This is a genomic window from Zhenpiania hominis (assembly GCF_014333425.1).
GTDB classification, from domain to species: Bacteria; Bacillota; Clostridia; order Peptostreptococcales; family Anaerovoracaceae; genus Hominibacterium; species Hominibacterium hominis.
Map to the genome: position 1 here is coordinate 526,161 of NZ_JACRYT010000001.1, position 20,800 is coordinate 546,960.

19 protein-coding genes and 1 riboswitch are annotated in these 20,800 nt (G+C 49.8%); of the genes, 18 read left to right on the forward strand and 1 reads right to left on the reverse strand.

What is annotated here, in order from left to right:
• Positions 1 to 31: 31 nt before the first annotated feature.
• The 3 genes from H9L42_RS02680 (at position 32) to pdaA (ending at position 2,909) form a co-directional block, all read left to right on the forward strand.
• The gene (locus H9L42_RS02680; RefSeq protein WP_187301883.1) at positions 32 to 1,432 is read left to right on the forward strand and encodes a glutamate synthase-related protein; all 1,401 of its coding nucleotides are present in this window, start codon (positions 32 to 34) and stop codon (positions 1,430 to 1,432) included.
• 9 nt (positions 1,433 to 1,441) lie between these two features.
• A complete protein-coding gene (locus H9L42_RS02685; RefSeq protein WP_187301884.1) occupies positions 1,442 to 1,984 on the forward strand; it encodes a beta-class carbonic anhydrase in 543 nt (180 codons plus the stop codon).
• 85 nt (positions 1,985 to 2,069) lie between these two features.
• A complete protein-coding gene (gene pdaA, locus H9L42_RS02690; RefSeq protein ID WP_346726275.1) occupies positions 2,070 to 2,909 on the forward strand; it encodes a delta-lactam-biosynthetic de-N-acetylase in 840 nt (279 codons plus the stop codon).
• Positions 2,910 to 2,941: 32 nt separating this feature from the next.
• Here the strand turns inward: pdaA and H9L42_RS02695 are convergent, their stop codons facing one another.
• Positions 2,942 to 3,946 carry an asparaginase gene (locus H9L42_RS02695; protein WP_187301885.1) on the reverse strand — a complete coding sequence of 335 codons (1,005 nt, stop codon included), beginning with the start codon at positions 3,944 to 3,946 and terminating at the stop codon, positions 2,942 to 2,944.
• Between the two features lie 420 nt (positions 3,947 to 4,366).
• A riboswitch (THF riboswitch) is annotated at positions 4,367 to 4,467 on the forward strand.
• Between the two features lie 106 nt (positions 4,468 to 4,573).
• Between H9L42_RS02695 and folE the strand changes: the two genes are divergently transcribed.
• From folE to H9L42_RS02770, 15 genes are all read left to right on the forward strand, one after another.
• On the forward strand, positions 4,574 to 5,125 hold the full coding sequence (folE, locus tag H9L42_RS02700; RefSeq protein ID WP_187301886.1) for a GTP cyclohydrolase I FolE: 552 nt from the start codon (positions 4,574 to 4,576) through the stop codon (positions 5,123 to 5,125).
• 11 nt (positions 5,126 to 5,136) lie between these two features.
• Entirely contained in the window at positions 5,137 to 5,622 is a 486-nt protein-coding gene (locus H9L42_RS02705; protein WP_187301887.1) for an HD domain-containing protein, read from the forward strand.
• Between the two features lie 30 nt (positions 5,623 to 5,652).
• Positions 5,653 to 6,474, forward strand: coding sequence for a dihydropteroate synthase (gene folP, locus H9L42_RS02710; RefSeq protein ID WP_187301888.1), 822 nt, complete (start codon positions 5,653 to 5,655; stop codon positions 6,472 to 6,474).
• Positions 6,467 to 7,294: a 2-amino-4-hydroxy-6-hydroxymethyldihydropteridine diphosphokinase gene (gene folK / locus H9L42_RS02715; protein ID WP_187301889.1), complete on the forward strand. Its 828-nt coding sequence runs from the start codon at positions 6,467 to 6,469 to the stop codon at positions 7,292 to 7,294. The genes folP and folK overlap by 8 nt, the downstream gene beginning before the upstream one ends.
• Positions 7,295 to 7,341: 47 nt before the next feature.
• The gene (locus tag H9L42_RS02720) at positions 7,342 to 7,644 is read left to right on the forward strand and encodes a hypothetical protein (RefSeq protein WP_187301890.1); all 303 of its coding nucleotides are present in this window, start codon (positions 7,342 to 7,344) and stop codon (positions 7,642 to 7,644) included.
• Positions 7,645 to 7,647: 3 nt separating this feature from the next.
• Positions 7,648 to 8,496, forward strand: coding sequence for an NAD(+) diphosphatase (gene nudC, locus H9L42_RS02725; RefSeq protein ID WP_187301891.1), 849 nt, complete (start codon positions 7,648 to 7,650; stop codon positions 8,494 to 8,496).
• Between the two features lie 13 nt (positions 8,497 to 8,509).
• The gene (locus H9L42_RS02730) at positions 8,510 to 9,574 is read left to right on the forward strand and encodes a CobW family GTP-binding protein (protein ID WP_187301892.1); all 1,065 of its coding nucleotides are present in this window, start codon (positions 8,510 to 8,512) and stop codon (positions 9,572 to 9,574) included.
• 13 nt (positions 9,575 to 9,587) lie between these two features.
• A complete protein-coding gene (locus tag H9L42_RS02735) occupies positions 9,588 to 10,529 on the forward strand; it encodes a TIGR03943 family putative permease subunit (protein ID WP_187301893.1) in 942 nt (313 codons plus the stop codon).
• Positions 10,530 to 10,559: 30 nt separating this feature from the next.
• The gene (locus tag H9L42_RS02740; RefSeq protein WP_187301894.1) at positions 10,560 to 11,381 is read left to right on the forward strand and encodes an EFR1 family ferrodoxin; all 822 of its coding nucleotides are present in this window, start codon (positions 10,560 to 10,562) and stop codon (positions 11,379 to 11,381) included.
• Positions 11,382 to 11,583: 202 nt separating this feature from the next.
• Positions 11,584 to 13,155, forward strand: coding sequence for a hybrid sensor histidine kinase/response regulator (locus H9L42_RS02745; protein ID WP_187301895.1), 1,572 nt, complete (start codon positions 11,584 to 11,586; stop codon positions 13,153 to 13,155).
• Positions 13,156 to 13,336: 181 nt separating this feature from the next.
• A complete protein-coding gene (locus H9L42_RS02750) occupies positions 13,337 to 13,726 on the forward strand; it encodes a thioesterase family protein (protein ID WP_187301896.1) in 390 nt (129 codons plus the stop codon).
• Positions 13,727 to 14,124: 398 nt separating this feature from the next.
• Positions 14,125 to 15,504 carry an amino acid permease gene (locus tag H9L42_RS02755; RefSeq protein ID WP_187301897.1) on the forward strand — a complete coding sequence of 460 codons (1,380 nt, stop codon included), beginning with the start codon at positions 14,125 to 14,127 and terminating at the stop codon, positions 15,502 to 15,504.
• A gap of 124 nt (positions 15,505 to 15,628) precedes the next feature.
• Positions 15,629 to 16,594, forward strand: a complete 966-nt coding sequence (locus H9L42_RS02760; protein WP_187301898.1) for a DMT family transporter — start codon at positions 15,629 to 15,631, stop codon at positions 16,592 to 16,594.
• Positions 16,595 to 16,721: 127 nt separating this feature from the next.
• The gene (locus H9L42_RS02765) at positions 16,722 to 18,947 is read left to right on the forward strand and encodes a vitamin B12-dependent ribonucleotide reductase (protein WP_187301899.1); all 2,226 of its coding nucleotides are present in this window, start codon (positions 16,722 to 16,724) and stop codon (positions 18,945 to 18,947) included.
• A 56-nt stretch (positions 18,948 to 19,003) separates the two neighbouring features.
• Positions 19,004 to 20,500, forward strand: a complete 1,497-nt coding sequence (locus H9L42_RS02770) for an RNA-binding domain-containing protein (RefSeq protein WP_346726276.1) — start codon at positions 19,004 to 19,006, stop codon at positions 20,498 to 20,500.
• Positions 20,501 to 20,800 lie beyond the last annotated feature (300 nt).

The following is a 20,800-nucleotide window of genomic DNA, read 5'->3' on the forward strand; positions in this document are numbered from 1 at the left end:
CGATTGTTGTGAGTAAAGGAGGAGATGGAAGATGGCAGTATACAAGTGCAGCGTTTGCGGGTATCTTTTTACCGAAGAACCAGGAAAGGGAATTGATACTTTAACAGAATGCCCGATCTGCGGGCAGCCGCGCAGTGTTTTTGAAAAAATTGAGGAAAGTGAGAGCAGGGATGTGACTGCGGCAGAAGACACAGATGTGGAAGAACATTCGCTGGAATACGATCCGGAATATGCCAGAACCGATGAATCCTGCCGGTATATGGCGGAAATTCATAAAATGGCTGTAAGCGGAGAGCCGATTATCGAGGCTATGGGAACACGAATGGCTATGCCGGACTGGGATGACATTTTGCTTTTAGGCGCGCAGCTCAATCCGATGCCCCTTCCGGAACATGCGGAGGTAGATACGACAACCATAATCGGAAAACATGCGAAAAAGCCGATGGTTCTGGAAAGCCCGGTGTATATTTCACATATGTCCTTTGGCGCGCTGTCAAGGGAAACGAAAGTTGCTCTGGCGCAGGGGAGCGCGATGGCGAAAACCGCCATGTGCAGCGGCGAAGGAGGAGTGCTCCCGGAAGAGATGGAGGCTGCTTATAAATATATCTTTGAGTATGTGCCGAATAAATACAGTGTAACGCCGGAAAACCTCAAAGGCGCGGATGCCATTGAAATTAAAATTGGACAGGGGACAAAACCCGGAATGGGAGGGCATCTTCCGGCAGATAAAGTAACGCCGGAGATCTCCAGGATTCGGAACAAGCCGCAGGGGCAGGACATCATCAGTCCATCATGCTTTGATGAAATTCAGAGCAAAGAAGATCTGAAAGAATTGGTGGATAAACTGAGAAGAGAATCCGAAGGCCGTCCGATTGGCATCAAGATTGCCGCAGGCAGGATTGAACGAGACCTGGAATTCTGTGTGTTCGCGGAGCCGGATTTTATTACAATTGATGGTAGGGGAGGCGCTACCGGCGCAAGTCCGAAGCTGGTGAGGGACGCTACCAGTGTTCCTACCATCTATGCGCTGTACCGGGCCAGAAAGTACCTGGATGAAGCCGGAGCGGAGATCGATCTTGTAATCACCGGCGGATTAAGAGTATCCTCTGATTTCGCGAAGGCCATCGCCATGGGGGCGGACGCGGTGGCGGTTGCCTCCGCGGCGCTGATCGCGGCTGCCTGTCAGCAGTACCGTATCTGCGGAACCGGAAAATGTCCTGTGGGAATCGCGACTCAGGATCCGGAACTTCGCGGTAGATTAAAAGGAGAGGCTGCGGCGCAGAGAGTGGCCAATTTCTTAAATGTTTCCCGGGAGGAACTGAAAACCTTTGCCCGGATTACCGGACACGAACGAATCCATGACTTGCGTACGGAAGACCTGTGTACCATCAGCCGGGAGATTTCCGAATTTACCAATATACCTCATGTATAGGAGAAGGCGATGATCGAAGAAATACGTGAATTTAATAAAAGCTTTGTAAAAGATGAAAAGTATCAATCCTATATTACCAGCAAGTATCCGGATAAAAAGCTGGCCATTCTGACCTGTATGGATACCCGGCTGACTGAACTGCTTCCCGCGGCTCTGGGGCTGAAAAACGGCGATGTGAAGCTGATAAAAAACGCGGGCGGCGTTATTTCCAATCCCTTTGGCAGTGTGGTGAGAAGTCTTCTCATCGCGGTCTATGAACTGGGAGTGGAAACGATCCTGGTGATCGGACATACGGACTGCGGCGTTCAGCATATGGACAGCCGGGCGATGATCGAGAGTATGAAGCAGCGGGGCGTTTCTCAGGAGGCTATCGACATGATCCATTACTGCGGCATTGACTTTGAAAAGTGGCTGAGCGGATTTGACGACGTGAACACTTCTGTTCAGGAAACGGTCGAGCTTTTGAAGCACCATCCGCTGATTCCGGAGGATGTTCAAATCGGAGGATTCGTCATGGATTCCACTACCGGAGAACTGCTGGAAGTCGAATAACCTTTATCATGGCCTGTACCCTTTTGCCGCGGCAGGGTATAGTTTCAGACACCACTCAGTATACTGGACTGGGTGGTGATTTTTTATGATTATTATGATTCGCAAAAAGAAACTGCTGCGGCTTACCTCTCTGGCGGCAGTTCTGGCTGTGGCAATCGCGGGGCTGGGAGTTACCTCGAAGATTCTGGATAAAAACGCGGTTTCAACATCAGCGGACGGAAACTGGGGGCTGAGCTTTCAGCAGGCGGGGCAGCCTCCCGTTGCCAACGCGACTGCGGATTATCTGAAAAAGTTTGACGCTTACTACGCAGAGGATACAAAAGAAAAAGTTCTGTATCTGACCTTTGACGCGGGGTATGAGAACGGCAACACGGCGAAAATTCTCGATGCGCTGAAAAAGCACCAGGCGCCGGCAGCTTTTTTTCTGGTGGGAAACTATCTGAAAACCAGTCCGGAGCTTGTAAAGCGGATGGTAAAGGAAGGGCATATCGTAGGCAATCACACCTTCCATCATCCGGATATGTCTCAGATTTCAACGATGGAGACTTTTTCAAAAGAATTGGGCGATCTGGAAAAATTGTATCAGCAAACAACCGGGCAGGAAATGAAAAAGTTCTATCGCCCGCCCCAGGGAAGATACAGTGAAAAAAATTTGGAGATGGCGAAGAAGCTGGGCTATCATACGATTTTCTGGAGCCTTGCCTATGTGGACTGGTATGAAAGCCAGCAGCCCACCAGAGAAGAAGCCTTTAAAAAGCTGATCCCCAGAGTCCATCCCGGAGCCATTGTCCTTTTGCACAGTACCTCCAGGACAAACGCGCAGATTCTGGATGAACTGCTGACAAAGTGGGAGGAACTGGGGTATACGTTTCGCTCGCTGGATCAGCTGGTTGAGGAATCGCCTGCGGATACCAAAGCCGATTAAGAACGGCGCTGCCTGCAGTTGCGCCGTCTCTGTCAATCCAGCAGTGTATCCGAATCGATCCGGCTGTAAAACCGGCGGCAGATGTCCTGCCAGGTCAGGTTCTCTTCCGACAGCACCCACATCATTTTGGTGAGAACCGCTTCCAGCGTCATGTCGCGGGCTTCCAGGATCTGAAAGGACTCCCGCAGGCGGCGTCCCACTTCGTAGGTGCCGATGTTGCTTCCCTCATACGTCACCTGTGTGGTCATAACCAGAACTTTTTCTTCGGGAGCATATTTCTGGAGCTGGGCGAACAGCTCTTTTTCCAGGCTGTCCGGAATTCCGCCTACGCCGAAGCTTTCGATGATGATACAGTCGTAGAGGCGGAAAATGTCAGAAAGAAGCATCGGCGAGATTCCGGGCGTCAGCTTCAGCAAGAAGACTCTGGGATTGAGCTTGTCGCAGAAAACCGCCTGTCCGTCTGTTTTTTCCGGCGGCAGGTAGCGGATGATTCTTCCGTCATGGATGGTTGCCAGGATAGGAAAATTGATACTGGAAAAAGCCGCGTAGCTGAGGGTCTTGGTCTTTTTTGCTCTTGTGCCGGCAATGACTTTTCTGTCAAAGACAATCTGCACGCCGCAGGACAGGCTGTCCGCCGCGTATAGAATGCTGTCTCTGAGATTGGCCTTCGCGTCGGTGATCTCCTGGCCGATGGGCTTTTGCGCGCCGGTGAGGACGATGGGCTTGGGAGAATTCTGTATGAGGTAGGAAAGGGCGGCGGCGGTATAGGCCAAGGTATCCGTACCATGACAGATTACAAAGCCGTCATATTGTTCGTATTCCTTGCGAATTGTGCGGGCCAGCAGCAGCCAGTGATCCGGGGTCATATCTGTGCTGTCCAGATTGCAGACTGCTTTGGTTGTCAAAACAAAATCGTTTCCGATTTCCGGAAGATAGGATAACAGTTCTTCCGAGGTAAGGGCGGGAATCAGGCCGTGGGGTGTCTCCACAGACGCGATGGTTCCGCCGGTTGTCAGGATTAATAGTTTTTTTGTCATAGTTCTTTCGCTTTCTTTTTTATGGTCTGCAAGAAGGATACCACAAGCGCGTTCGTTTTCCAAGCATGAAATTTCGACAGAGAAGTTAGATGTGATTGGGGGACGTGGAGTGTTTGGCTGCGCGAACAAATTATGAACCATTTTTTGAAGAAGGATGCGGCGCGCGAACAAATTGCTAGAAAAAAGAGTAAAGGTGCGTTTTTTAGCAGAAAATCCACCTTAACGGTCATTTTTTAAGCCTTCTGTTTCAAAAAATGGGTATAATTTACAAATTTTGGGTAAAATCCGCATTTTTAGATTTGTCTCCGTAAAAATGTTCGCATGCGGCGAAGGACCAAAACTTTCCGTGGTTAGCACAATGTTTTTTCTGCCTTGTATTTTCCGTGATTTGTACTATAATATAGAAAGAAATCGATAATATGCAAAATAGGAACATACGCGTTAAGTGTTCGGCGGATGGGGAGTTGCCGCTGAAACGAAAAGCGGAAAGCGCTTGCGGTGTGTGTTCCGCACCCGTTGCAGCAGAAGCTCTTTTCTCCTGTATGTGAAGGGACAGGTTTGACTTGCCTGAAATGCGGGAAGAAGGGAGTTTTTTTGTTCTCCGGGGACGAAAAAAGGAGACAAGAAATGGATCAGAAGAAAATTGAAGAAGGCGTGCGGCTGATTCTGGAGGGAATCGGCGAAGATCCGGAGAGGGAAGGCCTCCTGGAAACGCCTCAGCGTGTTGCCAGAATGTGTGAGGAAATTTACGGAGGCATGACGCAGGATGCCCGGGAGCATCTTGAAAAGCAGTTTCATGTGGAAAACAACAATATGGTGGTGGAAAAGGACATCCCGTTTTATTCCACCTGCGAACACCACCTGCTGCCCTTTTACGGAAAGGCTCATGTGGCCTACATTCCGAACGGTACGGTAGCCGGACTTTCCAAACTTGCCCGCACGGTAGAGGTGTTTGCCAGAAGGCCTCAGCTGCAGGAACAGATGACGGCCCAGATTGCCGATGCCATGGAACGGTATCTGCATCCCAAAGGCGTTATGGTTCTCATTGAGGCGGAGCATATGTGCATGACGATGCGCGGCGTGCAAAAGCCGGGAACGAAAACCGTGACAACCATGGTGCGGGGCGCCTTTGAGCGAGACTATTCGCTGCAGCAGACCTTTCTGCAGATGGTGAAGTAGGGAGAAACGGGATGGAGAGAGTAAACCGGATTTTACGGCACCCCCTGTATCAGAGTCTGCTGAGAGAACTCAGAGAAGCCGAAGCAGAGAGGATTTTCTGCGTCCATGATATGGAGCATTTTCTGGCCGTCGCCAGACTGGCCTGGATCGAGAACCTCCAGGAACACAGCGGGATTGCCCGGGAAATGATTTACGCGGCCGCGCTGCTGCATGATATGGGAAGGGTGCGGCAGTACAGAGACGGGACGGAACATCACGAGGAAAGCGCCAGGATCGCGGCGCGGATTCTCCCGGAGTGCGGCTTTTCCGAAGAGGAGCGGGAAACGATCACAAAGGCGATTCTTTTCCACAGGCAGGATACGGAGGAAGGCGCGGCGGGAACGCTGGGAGCGCTTCTTTACAGAGCGGACAAAGCTTCACGGAATTGTTTTGTCTGTGAAGCGCAGAGCCAGTGCAACTGGAAGCCGGAGAAGCGAAACCGCGAGATCCGCGGTTAGGAAGAAGCAGAAAGGACAGAGGCAATTAAGATGAAAATTGGAAATCAAAATTTTGATATACAAAATCATACCTATATTATGGGAATCCTGAATGTAACGCCGGATTCCTTTTCAGATGGAGGACGGTTTTATGATCCGGATGACGCGCTGTTTCACGCGGAAAAGATGATCCGGGAAGGCGCGGACATCATCGACGTAGGCGGTGAATCCATACGGCCCGGACATCAGGTGATTACAGAAGAAGAGGAAATCGAGCGCGTGGCTCCCGTGATAGAACGGCTGACAAAAGAGTTCGATGTGCCGATCTCCATTGACACGTACAAGAGCCGTGTGGCCGGGGAAGCGCTGAAAGCGGGCGCCCATCTGGTAAACGATATCTGGGGACTGAAAAAAGATCCGAAAATGGCGGACCGGATCGCGGAAAGCGGCGCTGCCTGCTGCCTGATGCACAACCGGGACGAAGCGGTATACGAAAATTTTCTGGAAGATATGAAAGAAGATCTGCGTGAGACTCTGCGTATCGCTGGGAACGCGGGGATTGCGGAGGAGCGGATTCTGCTGGACCCGGGGATCGGGTTCGGGAAAACCTATGAAATGAATCTTGTCGCCATGAGAAATCTCGAAGTCCTGCACGAACTGGGACTGCCGGTTCTTCTGGCGGCTTCGAGGAAATCGGTGATCGGCCTGACCTTAGATCTTCCCGCGGATCAGAGAGTGGAGGGAACTCTGGCGACGACCGCCGTCGGTGTAATGAAAGGCTGCGCCTTTGTGCGGGTACATGATATCAAAGAAAATAAAAGATTCATTCAGATGATGGAAGCCATTCTGGGAAGGGGGCGGTCGGATGGATAAGATTCGCATTAAAAACCTGGAGCTGTTCGCGAAGCACGGCGTTTTCCCGGAAGAAAACGCTCTGGGACAGAAGTTTCTGGTATCCGCCGATTTGTACACGGATATCAGACCGGCGGGACTTACGGATGATCTGAACGCATCCATTGATTACGGGATGGTCTGCCATAAAATAAAAGATTTTCTGGAGCAGCATACCTTCCGGCTGCTGGAGACGGCCGCGGAAAAACTGGCATGGAGCCTGCTTACAGAAATTGCCGGACTGAAAAAGGTGACTCTGGAGATTCAAAAACCTTGGGCGCCTGTGGGGCTTCCCCTGGAAACGGTTTCCGTCCGGATTACCAGAGGCTGGCATACCGTGTATATCGCGCTGGGTTCCAACCTGGGCGAAAAGGAAACGTATCTGAGGAACGCGGTGGAGTCGCTGAATCAGGCCGATGGCTGCAGAGTGGAAGAGGTATCCGAGTTTTTGGTAACAGAGCCCTACGGATATACGGAGCAGGATGATTTTCTCAACGGGTGCCTGTGTCTGAGGACGCTGCTGACTCCGGAGGAGCTTCTTGCGCTGCTCCACAAACTGGAGCAGGAAGCGGAGAGGAAGAGAGAGATTCGATGGGGGCCGAGAACGCTGGATCTGGATATTATTTTTTATGACGATCTGGTGATGGACAGCCGGGATCTGCAGATCCCCCATGGAGATATGCAAAACCGGGATTTTGTACTGCGGCCCCTTGCGCAGATCGCGCCTTATGTGCGGCATCCGATTCTGAAAAAGACGGTTGGCGGGATGCTGGCGGATCTGGAACATTCACAGAAAATTTAAGAGGCATAAGCGGAAAAAAGGTGTATAATAGACGAGAGGTGAGAAGAATGCACAAGATAAAACTGGTTCCGGACAAGCCGTTTTACAATAACTGTGATATTACGGTCTTCGACGTGACGGAAGGCAGAGAGAAAAAACGCTGCAAGATCACGGTGGAATACGCGCAGGTAGATGTAAAACAGCTGCAGGAAGAAGGTCGTGACTACGAGGGAGCGGTAAAATATTACGAAGAATGGATTTACGCGGTAGTAAGGCATTATATCGCGGACGACTGGGAATGCAGCGGAGGACTGGAAGAAATTATGGACATTGTAAAAGAACACATCCAGCCGTATTTTCAGGAGGCGTAAGATATGATACAGGACATTGCGCCGCACAGGCTGGATAACGCCTTTGCGGTAAAGGAGGCAAAGCCGGAACATTTCTTTTTCACGTTTCATAAGGGGAAGGCACTGCTTCAGAAAGAGAACGAAGAGCGGGAAATGCTGCCGCGGCTTTCGCAGCTTCCCGGATCCTTTGAAACCTGGAAGGAAAAGGCGGTATACGCGTTTTCCGTAGATGAGGAACCGATGTTTCTGATTCTGGAAAACGATTTCCAACAGGAGATTCCTGACGATATGGAATACACGGATCTGCGGGAGTTGTATCAGTCCAGGCTCCGGTGGGCGGCGCTGGCGGGCGTAACCGCCGGGCATCTGAACCACTGGTACCGGGAGCACCGATACTGTGGATGCTGCGGAAGCAGTATGGGATTTTCAGACCGGGAACGGGCTATGATCTGCCCGGACTGCGGGAATATTCAGTACCCGAGAATTTCTCCGGTGATTATGGCGGCAGTGACTTCCGGAGAACGGTTGCTGGTAACCAGGTACGCCGGCCGCGCGTATAAGGGACTGGCTCTGATCGCGGGATTTGTGGAAATCGGCGAATCTTTAGAAAGCGCTCTCAAACGGGAGGTTATGGAGGAAGTGGGTCTGAAAGTCAAACATCTGCGTTATTTTGGCAGCCAGCCATGGGGATTTTCCGATTCGATCATTTCCGGATTTTTTGCGGAAATGGACGGAAGCCAGGAGATCCTGCTGGATCGGGACGAGCTGTCAGAGGCTGTATGGCTTTCCAGAGAGGAAATTCCGCCGCAGAAAAATGATATCAGCATTACGGCGGCAATGATAGAAGCGTTTCGGACGGGAACGGTAAAGTAAGGGGGAATGGCAAATGACAAAAGTAGATATTATATCGGGCTTTTTAGGAGCGGGAAAGACGACCTTTATTAAAGAACTGATCGCGAAAGTCTTTCAGGGTGAGAAGGTAGTCCTGATTGAAAACGAATTCGGTGAAATCGGCATTGACAGCCGCTTTATGCAGAATTCAGGCATTGAAGTGACCGAGATGAATTCCGGATGTATCTGCTGCACTTTGGTAGGGGATTTCGCGAAATCCCTGAGACAGGTGGTGGATGAGTTTCACCCGGATCGGGTACTCATCGAACCGTCGGGAGTCGGAAAGCTTTCCGATGTAGCCGCGGCTGTGGCGGAGATGCAGGAAGAGGCCCATGTGGAAATCAACAGCCGGATTACGGTCGTAGACGGGAAAAAAGCCCGCATGTACATGAAGAATTTCGGGGAGTTTTTCAATAACCAGATCGAGTCGGCGACCACCATCGTTGTCAGCCGCAGCCAGATGATGAAGGAAGAAAAGCTGAAAGAATGCGTGTCTCTTCTGCGGGAGCATAACAAAGAAGCGACGATTATTACAACTCCATGGGACCAGCTGTCCGGGGATATGATCCGGGAAGCGATGGATCATGGACACAGCCTGGAAAAGGAACTGGAAGAGGAACTGCGGGCGCATGAACACTGCGGATGCGGCCACGAACACGGGCATGACCATCACCATGACCATGATCATCATCACCATGAGCACCACCATGGGGAGCATCATCATGAAGAGGCGTGCGGATGCGGTCATGACCACGAACATGGGCATGAAGGCCATCATCACGCGGATGAAGTATTTACAAGCTGGGGGATTCAGACAGTTCATAAATTCGGAAGAAAAGAGCTGGAGGATATCCTTTCCATGCTCAGTACCACCGGAGCGTTTGGAACGGTTCTCCGGGCAAAGGGCATTGTACAGACAGAGGATGACAGCTGGATGGAATTCGACATGGTTCCGGAGGAATCGGAAATCCGAAGCTGCCAGCCGGATTACACGGGAAGAATCTGTGTAATCGGAACCGAACTGAAGACGGAAGAACTGGAAAAGGTCTTTGGCAAATAAGGAGGGATCGCGGATGGAAATTCCGGTTTATCTGTTTACCGGACTTTTAGAGAGCGGAAAGACAACGCTGATTCAGGAGGTCGCGGGGGAAGAGGATTTTCTGGAGCCGGGGACTACCGTGCTGGTGCAGTGTGAGGAAGGAGAAGAATCTTTCAGCGAAGCGTTTCTCAAAGAATACCGGATTGTTCTTCTGGAAATCGAAGAACCGGAGGAACTGAACGAGATGTTCTGGAAACGCTGTGAAAAAGAGTACCGGCCGGCTCAGATCCTTATTGAATACAATGGAATGTGGGAAATGGAAAAGCTTTTCAAAAGCGGAATTCCGGGGGAATGGTTCATAGGAGGCGTTTATTCCACGGTCAACGCGGAAACGGCGGAGCTGTATATCAGTAATATGCGGAAACAGTTCATGGAACCTCTGCGCGACTCCAATCTGATTATTTTTAATCGGTGCGGTGAAACTTTTGATCGGATGAAGTTCCGCCGGAGCCTGAAGGCTCTCAATCCGCAGGTGCAGGTTGCTTTTGAACGGGCGGACGGGACTATGTTCGGAAATGAAATCGAAGAGATGCCCTTTGACTACAGCGGTGATACGGTGGAAATCGAGGACATGGATTACGGTCTCTGGTATCTGGACGCTATGGATCATCCGGATCGCTATATGGGAAAGGAGATCCGGTTTACTGCCCGCTACTGCGCCAGCGCGAAGCCGGATCAGAAATATTTTGTGCCGGGGAGACATATTATGACCTGCTGTGAGGATGATATCCAGTTTCTGGGTTTCATCTGCTACTTTGAAGGGGATATGCCTTTTAAACATGGAGACTGGGTGAATGTATCGGTACATTTTGATTACGGCGAATGCAGAATGTACGGTGAAGAAGGGCCGATCCTTCGTCTGATTCATATTGAAGAGGGGAAAAAGCCGCGGCAGGAACTGGTGACGTTTACCTGATAAAAATGCTGAGAACAGAGAGGAAGAACGATGAAGATCAAAAATATCTATGCGGTGTATTTCAGTCCAACTGGAAATACGAAAAAAATAGCGTGTTTTATGGCGGAAAAGATGGCGGAACAGTTGAATTGTCCCCATAAGGAAATTTCTTTTACGCTTCCGGAGGAACGGAATCAAACCTACACCTTTGGCCCTGATGATTTTGTGGTGATTGCGTCCCCGACTTACGCGGGAAAGCTTCCAAACAAAATTCTGCCGGATTTTAAGGAAAAACTGAAGGGAGACGGCAGCCCCGCCGCGGCGCTGGTGACTTTTGGAAACCGGTCCTTTGACAACTCTCTAGCGGAGCTTTGCGCGGTTCTGGAAGCGTCGGGATTTCAGACTGTGGCCGGCGGAGCATTTGCCTGCCGCCATGCCTTTACGGACAAACTGGCGCCCGGACGTCCGGATGAAGCCGATTTGAAAGAACTTGCGATCCTGGCGGAGCGAACCGCGGACAAGCTGCGGAACACGGATGGGATATTTTCCCCGGTGAATGTGGATGGTGACGCGGATGCTCCCTATTATGTTCCAAAGGGGATGGATGGACAGCCGGCGAAATTTTTAAAGGCTGTGCCGAAAACTCATGAGGAGCTGTGTATCCGCTGCGGAGCCTGCGCGCGGCTGTGTCCGATGGGATCGATTGATCCGGAGGAACCCGGAAACGTGACCGGAATCTGCATTAAATGCCAGAGCTGCATCCGCGGTTGTCCGCAGCAGGCCAAATATTTTGACGATCCTGCCTTTTTATCTCATGTGGCCATGCTGGAGGAGAATTTTGCGGAGCCGAAGAAAAACCATAAATATTTGTAACTGCTTTAATATTCAATGGACAGATAGCCTGCCGGGCATTTTCCTGGCAGGTATTTCTTTTGGCCAAAAGAGTTTACGTATTCTTCAGAAAATAAGAAAGAGTTTGTCGTTTTTTGTCGGAAAATAAAGTGCCTATATTTGTCAGATTAATTATATAATGGTATATAGCATTATAATGAACGGAAGGAAAAGGAATCTTTGAATGCTGATAGGAAAAAAGGATCTACAAATTGACTACTGGCATAATTTTTACCGGACTGTTTTCGCGAATCTTGAAGAAGTCCTGATCGTTGCGGATGTTGTTTCCGATCAAGTGGAATATATCAGTCCCAACGGGGAGAGGGTGCTCGGAATCCGTCAGGACGATCAGGTCTCCGCTTCATGTCTTTTGAAACAGATCGGACTTCTGGAACGCCCGGATCTGACAATTCTAAAAAACAGAAAGGAACAGGAGGAAGAACGTTATCTCATGGAACTGCAGTCAGAAGAGGATCTGTGGTGCCGGTGCTGCTGGAGTTTCCTGCAGGGCTATTCTGACGAACATGAGAAGCTGATTGTAAATATTTCGGACCGTTCAAAGGAACGGGCCAGCATGGATCGGATCCGTCAGGATCTTCAGGAGGCCCAGAGGGCCAATGCGGCGAAGAGCCGTTTTCTGACGACGCTTTCTCATGACATGCGAGTACCGATGAACGCGATTATGGGGCTTACGGATCTGGCGATGGAGTACGGGGAAGAACAGGAAAAAGTTCAGGACTATCTTTATAAAATTTCCCGCTCATCGGCTCATCTGCTGGAGTTGATCAACGACGTACTGGATATGTCCCGTATCGAAAGCGGACAGATGATTTTGGAATACCGAAGCTTTAGTATCAGAGAGATGCTGCGGAATGTAATGGCCATTATTCAGCCTCAGTCGGAGGCAAAAATGCAGACTTTGGATACGGACTGGGCCTTTGAACATGATCGGGTTACGGGTGATCCCGTGCGGATTCGTCAGATTTTGATTAACATCCTTTCCAACGGAGTCAAATACACGCAGAGGGGAGGCAATATTTTCTTTCAGGTAAAGGAAACAGGGATCAGAGAACGGAACGGGTCTACATACGCGGTATATCAGATTAAAGTTTACGACAACGGTTACGGGATGTCGGAATCTTTTCAGCAGATGATTTTCGAACCCTTCGCAAAAGAGCGGAGAGCAAAATCCGAGGAAATTGAGGGCACGGGGCTCGGCATGGCGATAACCAAGCACTTGGTGGACGCGATGGGCGGAACATTAGCACTCGAAAGCAGGCTGGGGGAAGGAACGATTTTTACCATTGGACTTCCTCTGAAGCTGCAGGAAGAAGCTGCGCGCGAACAGGCGGCGCTTTCTGACAAATCCTGCAGTTTTAACGGCATTCGCGTTCTTCTCGTGGAAGATAATGAGATTACAGCAGATGTTCTGAGCGATATTCTGGAACTGATGGGCCTGAGGGTTATCCGGGCAGAGAACGGGGAGAAAGCTGTCCGGATTTTTGAAAAAGAGGGAGATTCTTTTGATCTGATTCTAATGGATGTGCAGATGCCGGTTATGGACGGCTATGAAGCGACCAGACGAATCCGGGGGATGAAAGGCAAAGGGCGTACGATTCCTATCGCGGCGCTGACGGGAAATGTTTTTTCGGAAGATATTCAGGCGTCACGGGAAGCGGGAATGGACTGTCATCTCTCCAAACCGGTAAAGAAAAAAGAACTGGAGCGAGTACTGACACAGCTGCTTTCCAGATGATGGAGGCTTTTCCGTGGCTTGTTCATGAGAATTTACTTCAAAAACAGGAGGGAACATATAAAATAACTGTACGGACAGAGAAAATCATGGTACAATAGGGACGCGAAAATCCCGGCAGATGGTTGACCGGAGGACGTTCGCAAATCAAACGCAAAAACGAATGAAGAAGGAGATTAATGGCATGTTAGAAGCAGGAATCAAAGGAATGCAGAAAACGGAAGTCTGCGACAGCAACAGCGCTCTTGCGATGGGAAGCGGAACTCTAAAGGTGTTCGCTACGCCGGCAATGATTGCGCTGATGGAGGAGACCGCGTGGAAGAGCGTGGCGCCTCATCTGGAGGAAGGAAGCGGCACGGTTGGAACAGCGCTTCACATTCAGCATACGGCAGCGACTCCTCTGGGAATGACCGTTACCTGTGAAAGCGAGCTGACAGCAGTGGAGGGAAGAAAGCTTACCTTTCATGTAGTGGCCAGGGATGAAGCAGGCGTGATCGGAGAAGGGGACCATGAGCGCTTTATCGTAAATAACGAAAAGTTTCAGGCCAAAGCGGACAGCAAAAATAACAAATAACGAAAACAAAATCATATACGATTCAAAAGGCATCGCACAGCGATGTCTCAGATGGTAGCCGCGGGATTCCGCGGCTTGTTTGATCTTAGTAACAAATTGAAATGAACGATATTTGTTACTAAATTTGCAAGGGATGCAGGCTGCGTATCAGGCGCGAGAGCCTGAAAATCGGGTTGAAGTGAAAAGATAGCCCTCAAACTGCTGTAATTTTTATAAACAAATGGGGAATATCAGAATTTGTTGATAAGGGAAAGTAACGGCTCTTTTCGGACATCCGGCTTTAGCACCGCTGTGCAAAGGTGGAAACCGGCAGTTGAGAAGCTTTGGAAAATGCCGCTGATAATTTTTCTTTCGCCTCATATACTTTAAAAGAAGAAGCGAAAGGAAAGGCGTAGGGAATGAAAAACAGCATATTCAGGAAAATTCCGGTAGCGCGGCCGGGAAACGGGAGAACGGGGCTGAAACGGAATCTGGGGGTTTTTGATCTGGTTATGATGGGGATCGGCGTGACAATCGGTTCCGGGCTGTTTGTGATTACCGGAGTGGCAGCCGCGGAACACGCGGGACCCGGCCTGGTTTTTTCCTTTGGGATCGCGGGAGCTGCCTGCGCCTGCGCGGGGCTTTGTTATGCGGAGCTTGCTTCCAGCATACCGGCTTCCGGAGGGGCTTATACGTTTGTATACGCGGGACTTGGAGAGATTTTCGCGTGGTTTATCGGATGGTGTCTGACCTTGGAATATGTGGTGGCACTTGCGGCTATCTCCGTAGGATGGTCCGCTTATGTGTCAGGCGTTCTGCCCCTTCTGGGGCTCTCCGTACCTCGGGAATTTCTCGCCGGCCCATTTTCAGGAGGGATCGTCAATCTTCCGGCCATGCTGATCATCTTTATTATGGCACTGCTGCAGCTGAAAGGAACGAAAGAAAGCGCGCGGCTCAATAATCTCCTTGTGACGGTTAAGCTGGCTGTAGTCATCGCCTTTCTCATCCTGGCGGCAGGCCATGTCCAGGTTTCCAACTATCGTCCCTTTCTCCCTTATGGCTGGGAAGGAGTTTCCTCGGGAGCCGCGGTTGTGTTTTTCGCCTATCTTGGATTCGACGCGGTGGCCAATTCCGCGGAAGAGGTGAGAAATCCCCAGAAGAATATGCCCCGGGGGCTTCTGGGTTCTCTGGCAGTCGCGACTGTGCTGTATATTGCGGTGACCCTTGTGCTGACCGGCGTGGCGAAATATGATTCCTACGCGGGCGTCGCGGCGCCGGTGGCATACGCCTTAGAAACAGTCGGTATTCAGTGGGGCGCCGCTCTGGTATCGGCAGGGGCGATAGCGGGACTGACTACAGGCGTTCTCGTATTTATCGGAAGCCAGTCCAGGCTGCTTTATTCCATGGCAAGGGACGGACTGCTGCCCCAGACATTCGCGAAAGTCAGCGGCAGCGGAGTACCGATGACAGCAGTTGCCTGCGTGTGTGCGGCAGGAAGTCTGCTTGCGGGAGTTCTGCCCATCGGGACCATCGCTCAGCTATGCAACATGGGGACGCTGTGGGCCTTTTTCATGGTGGCGGCCGCGGTACTGGTAATGCGTAAAACCCATCCCGGCCTGAGAAGACCCTTTCGGGTTCCGGCTGTTCCAATGATCCCTTTATGCGCTATGGGAATGTGCGCGTTTTTAGCGCTGCAGCTTGATCGAGCAACCTGGGCTGCTTTCGGAATCTGGACATTGATCGGGCTGGCGTTGTACGTTACATACGGAAAAAAACATAGCAGGCAGAAAAAGATTTAACCCTTGCCATCCGTTTCCCCGTGTGATAAGATGGCTGTGCGTTTAAAAAAAATGTTCCATATCTATACGGATAACTCAGAAAGAGGCTATCCGTTTTTCTTGTTTCAGAAAGGAAAGGAGCGGGATGGAAACGGGGAATACTTTGAAAAAACCAACGGTACGGTGCCTGTTGGCGCTGCTGTGCTGCGCACTTTGGGGGAGCGCTTTCCCCTGTGTCAAAATCGGATACGAATGGCTGGATATCCAGTCGGTAGGGAGTCAGATTCTTTTTGCGGGATACCGTTTTTTTCTGGCGGGTGTCCTGACCTTTTTCGCGGGATGCCTTCTGGAAAAGCGGTTCATGACGGTTCAGAGAGGGTCAGTACCTTACATTGCGGGAATTGGTTTTTTGCAGACAACCGTGCAGTATGTCTGTTTTTACATTGCCATGAGCCATATTACAGGCACAAAGGGATCGATTATCAACGCTTCCAACGCGTTTGTATCCATTTTGCTGGCTCATTTCCTGATAAAAGGGGAACGTATGACTTGGAAGAAAGGGGCTGGCTGTCTGATTGGATTCGCGGGCGTGGTACTTATTAATGCCGAAGGGATCAGTGGCGGAGTTTCTTTTATGGGGGAGGGGATGATGATCTTGTGTACGATTGTATACGGATCCTGTTCCGTGCTGATGAAGCTGATTTCCCACAGGGGAACAGCCATGGCGATTACCGCGTGGCAGCTTTTATTCGGAGGATTCCTGCTGATTGTAATCGGATTCGCGGGCGGAGGCAGAATCTCCGGATTTGACGGAAAATCCGCGGCCCTTCTGCTGTATATGGCAGCGCTCTCCGCGGCGGCGTTCAGCATCTGGACCGCGCTGCTGAAATATAATCCGGTAGGGAAGGTAGCGATTTTCGGGTTCAGTATTCCGGTGTTCGGGGTGATTCTGTCGGGAATTTTTCTGGGGGAATCGTTCCTTTCAGTTCAAAGTCTTTCCGCCCTTGCTTGCGTAAGCACGGGAATCGTGCTGGTTAATCTTCCCGGCGGCAGGAAGAGAGAGCGTTTAGAAGCTTCCGATCGTGTCGGAAACACCAGGAGGAAAGAATAGGCTCGTTACCGGCGCGCGTGTTCTGTCTGTTGTGATACAGAAATTGCAGCAATTAAACACAATCTATTGAATGTTGAGAGTGCAAGTGATACAATATATAGTGCATTGTGAACAAGGGAGGTCAAAAATGAAGATAAATAAAAACGCGGAAACTGTGTTAAAACAGAGATACTTGATAAAAGATGAAAACGGGGAGCCTGTCGAAACTATTGACGGGATGTTCGTCAGAGTTGCCAGAGCAATTGCCGAGGCTGATACACTCCATGATGAGAAGGCCGATACGACAGAGACGGAAAAGATATTCTACGATATGATGACGAATCTGGAATTTCTGCCGAATTCGCCGACCCTGATGAACGCCGGACGGGATCTGGGACAGCTTTCCGCCTGTTTTGTGCTGCCTGTAGAAGACAGTATGGAATCTATTTTCGAGGCGATTAAGCAGGCTGCGCTGATTCATAAGAGCGGAGGGGGAACCGGATTTTCCTTTTCCAGGCTCAGGCCGGAAGGAAGTACGGTTAACTCTACGGGTGGAGTGGCCAGCGGGCCTATCAGCTTTATGAAAGTGTTTAATATGGCTACCGAAGCCATCAAACAGGGCGGATCGCGGCGCGGCGCCAACATGGGAATCCTGCGTATCGACCACCCGGATATTCTGAAGTTTATTGACTGCAAGGCAGATAACACGGAGATTACCAATTTTAATCTTTCCGTAGGACTGACAGAAGACTTTATGAACGCCGCGGAAGCAGGCAGGGAGTACGAGCTGATCGATCCGCATACGAGGAAAGCGGTGAAAAAGCTGAATGCCAGAGTTGTATTTAATAAAATTGTCGACGCGGCCTGGAGGAATGGGGAGCCGGGGATTATTTTCCTGGATCGGCTCAACCGGGACAACATTGTGCCGCGGCAGGGGCAGATCGAGGCAACGAACCCCTGCGGAGAACAGCCCCTTTTGGCCCATGAAAGCTGCAATCTGGGATCGATTAACCTGACCAAAATGATAAAAAAGGAAGGTGGCTCCGCTGTCTTTGACTGGGAGAAGTTAGAGCGGACTGTCGAGAATGCCGTTCATTTTCTGGATAATGTTATTGATGTAAATAAATATCCACTGGAACAAATTTCCTTCACAACAAAGCAAACAAGAAAGATTGGGCTGGGTGTCATGGGATGGGCCGATAGCCTGCTGATGATGGGAATTCCGTATAATACGGAGGAAGCGGTTCAGCTGGCGGAAAAGGTAATGGCCTTTATTACGGAGAAGGGAAGAGAAACCAGCAGAAAGTTGGCGGAAAAGAGGGGAGCGTTTCCTCTGTTCGCGGAGAGTACGCTGCCGCAGGACAAGCCTCAGAGAAACGGAACGATTACAACGATTGCGCCGACCGGAACCCTGTCCATTATCGGAGGGTGCTCTTCCGGAGTAGAGCCGGTGTTTGCTTATGTGTTTATCCGCAATATTATGGACGGAACCGAGCTTTTGGAAGTCAACCCGGTGCTGAAAGAGAAGCTGGAAGAAAGGGGCCTTTACTCCGAAGACCTGATGCGGCGCATCGCGAAGGAGGGGACGGTAAGCCATATCAAAGAAATTCCGGAGGATATCCGCAGAGTCTTTGTTTCCACCCATGATATCAGTCCGGAATACCATGTGCGCATGCAGGCGGCGTTTCAGAAGTTTACAGATAACGCGGTTTCAAAGACGGTGAATTTCAGTAACAGCGCAACACGAGAAGATGTGGCGAAAGTCTACTCGCTGGCTTTTTCCTTAGGCTGCAAGGGCGTGACGATTTACAGAGACGGCAGCAGAGACGAGCAGGTACTCAATATCGGCAAAGTAAAGCGTGGAGATGAGCCAAAGCAGCAGCAGATTACGCCGCGCCCGCGCCCGGATGTGGTAACCGGCGTGACGGAACGGGTAAAAATCGGATGCGGAAATCTGTATATTACCGTCAATTATGATGAACAGGGAATTTGTGAAATCTTTACCAATACCGGAAAAGCAGGCGGCTGTCCAAGTCAGAGCGAAGCTACCGCCAGACTGGCTTCGGTTGCTCTGCGCAGCGGGATCGATGTAAATACCATTGTGGATCAGCTCAGAGGAATCCGCTGTCCGTCCACGATCCGGCAGCACGGACTGAAATGTACATCCTGTCCGGACGCGATTGCGAGAGTCATTGAACAGGAATATGAAAAACAGGTTGCTCTCGGAAACTGGCTGCCGCTGCCGGACGCAATCAAACCGACGCCTGAGGTGCCGCTGGATGATTCCGCGCGCTGCCCGGAATGCGGAGGAGCGCTGGAGCACGAGAGCGGATGTGTGATCTGCAGGCAGTGCGGATATAGTAAGTGCGGCTGATGATAGGGAAATGCTTGAAAAAGCAAGCTTTCGGGTAAACTAGGAGTGAAAGTGAGGTGAATGCGTTGGAAATGGAGAGGATGAAATCCATTCTGTCAGTGGGTGAAAATGTAGCGGTGGAGTTTAAGCGCTGCGGAAACGGGGTACCGCATGATGTTTATGAAAGCATTTGCTCTTTTCTGAATCGCTTTGGCGGGGATCTGTTTATGGGTATTCTGGATGACGGAACCGTGAGCGGAGTACCGGAAAAGGCGGCGCCGGATATGGTGAAAAATTTTATCAGCTGTGTCAGTAATCCGGCGATGTTTTCTCCCACTGTGTATTTATCTCCGGAAATCTTAGAATATGAGGGAAAGATTGTCATTCATGTTCATGTGCCATCCAGTGCGGAAGTTCACAGTTATAAAGGAATTATTTATGATCGAGTTCATGATTCGGATATAAAGGTTACTTCCACCTCGCAAATCGCTCAGATGTATATTCGAAAGCAAGATGTGTTTACAGAAAGAAAAATTTATCCTTATGTAAAAACAGAAGACCTGCGACTGGATCTTCTTCCGAAACTCCGCATTATGGCGGCGAATAACAGCGATGGACAGGGACATCCGTGGAGCAGTATGACAGATGAAGAATTATTGAAAAGCGCGCAGCTTTACGGACGAGATCGGATATCCGGAGCACAAGGGTATAACCTTGCTGCGGTTATGCTGTTGGGCAGGGACGACGTCATTATGGATGTGGCGCCGGCTTATGTAACAGATGCTTTAGTCAGGCGTATCAATGTAGATCGCTACGATGACAGGGAAATTATAAAAACAAATCTGGTTGAAAGTTATGAGCTGCTGATGGATTTTGGGCGAAAACACCTTTCTGATAAATTCTTTTTGGAAGGAGATCAGAGAAAAAATCTGCGTACGATTATTACACGAGAAATGATTGCGAATACCCTGATTCATCGAGAGTACACAAGCTCCTATCAAGCAAAATTTGTAATTGAACATGAACGCATGTATGTGGAAAACGCGAACCGTGCTTTGCAAGATGCAGTGATAACGCCAGACAATCTGGAGCCGAATCCTAAGAACCCTATTATTGCAGCGTTTTTCAGAAATATCGGATATGCGGATCAACTTGGATCCGGTGTACGTAATCTTTTTAAATACTGTAATTATTATTCAGGAAAAGATCCCCAATTTACAGAGGGAGATATTTTCCGTATTATTGTGCCGCTTGATAACCAATATTCTTTTGATTTTGAAGAGAAAAAGACATTTTTGAGAGAAACTGGCGGTAAAACTGGCGGTAAAACTGGCGGTAAAACTGGCGGTAAAACTGTAAGAGCTTTTTCAGAAAAAGAAAAAGCCATAGTGGACTGCATTGCACAGCAGGCTGAGATAACCGCTGCGCAAATTGCCAGTGAAACGAACCTGTCAAAAAGAACCGTAGAACGGATTCTTCGGAATCTAAAAGACGAAGGGGTGTTGCGTCGGGAAGGTTCTAGAAGACAGGGCAGTTGGGTTTTATGTAAGCCTATTGTACAGGAATACCGATAGCGGGGAAGGAACAAGATCCTGGTAATATTTTATGAGGGAATTTATTTAGCGAGGTATTTATAAAGTACCACCGTGGCAGCAGAGAACGTACAAAATTTAACATTGATAGTGTAAAATAATTGTGGAATTTTTGAGAGAGAACTAAAAAGAGACAGTTCCAAAATGATAAAATAGTTTTCATCACAAAAACTCACGAAAGGAACTGGTCTCTTATGGAAACAATTATACAACAAATCGCAAAAAAACTCATCAACAAAATATTGGAGAAAGCATATTCCGGAGGGATTTCTGATATCGATG

Bases quoted from the DNA above. Each gene is read 5' to 3' on its own strand.
- folK (WP_187301889.1), top strand. From the start codon at position 6,467: ATGGATAAGATTCGCATTAAAAACCTGGAGCTGTTCGCGAAGCACGGC.
- H9L42_RS02760 (WP_187301898.1), top strand. From the start codon at position 15,629: ATGGAAACGGGGAATACTTTGAAAAAACCAACGGTACGGTGCCTGTTG.
- H9L42_RS02755 (WP_187301897.1), top strand. From the start codon at position 14,125: ATGAAAAACAGCATATTCAGGAAAATTCCGGTAGCGCGGCCGGGAAAC.
- H9L42_RS02720 (WP_187301890.1), top strand. From the start codon at position 7,342: ATGCACAAGATAAAACTGGTTCCGGACAAGCCGTTTTACAATAACTGT.
- H9L42_RS02735 (WP_187301893.1), top strand. From the start codon at position 9,588: ATGGAAATTCCGGTTTATCTGTTTACCGGACTTTTAGAGAGCGGAAAG.
- H9L42_RS02705 (WP_187301887.1), top strand. From the start codon at position 5,137: ATGGAGAGAGTAAACCGGATTTTACGGCACCCCCTGTATCAGAGTCTG.
- H9L42_RS02740 (WP_187301894.1), top strand. From the start codon at position 10,560: ATGAAGATCAAAAATATCTATGCGGTGTATTTCAGTCCAACTGGAAAT.
- pdaA (WP_346726275.1), top strand. From the start codon at position 2,070: ATGATTATTATGATTCGCAAAAAGAAACTGCTGCGGCTTACCTCTCTG.
- folP (WP_187301888.1), top strand. From the start codon at position 5,653: ATGAAAATTGGAAATCAAAATTTTGATATACAAAATCATACCTATATT.
- H9L42_RS02750 (WP_187301896.1), top strand. From the start codon at position 13,337: ATGTTAGAAGCAGGAATCAAAGGAATGCAGAAAACGGAAGTCTGCGAC.
- H9L42_RS02680 (WP_187301883.1), top strand. From the start codon at position 32: ATGGCAGTATACAAGTGCAGCGTTTGCGGGTATCTTTTTACCGAAGAA.
- H9L42_RS02695 (WP_187301885.1), bottom strand. From the start codon at position 3,946: ATGACAAAAAAACTATTAATCCTGACAACCGGCGGAACCATCGCGTCT.
- H9L42_RS02685 (WP_187301884.1), top strand. From the start codon at position 1,442: ATGATCGAAGAAATACGTGAATTTAATAAAAGCTTTGTAAAAGATGAA.
- H9L42_RS02730 (WP_187301892.1), top strand. From the start codon at position 8,510: ATGACAAAAGTAGATATTATATCGGGCTTTTTAGGAGCGGGAAAGACG.
- folE (WP_187301886.1), top strand. From the start codon at position 4,574: ATGGATCAGAAGAAAATTGAAGAAGGCGTGCGGCTGATTCTGGAGGGA.
- nudC (WP_187301891.1), top strand. From the start codon at position 7,648: ATGATACAGGACATTGCGCCGCACAGGCTGGATAACGCCTTTGCGGTA.
- H9L42_RS02765 (WP_187301899.1), top strand. From the start codon at position 16,722: ATGAAGATAAATAAAAACGCGGAAACTGTGTTAAAACAGAGATACTTG.
- H9L42_RS02745 (WP_187301895.1), top strand. From the start codon at position 11,584: ATGCTGATAGGAAAAAAGGATCTACAAATTGACTACTGGCATAATTTT.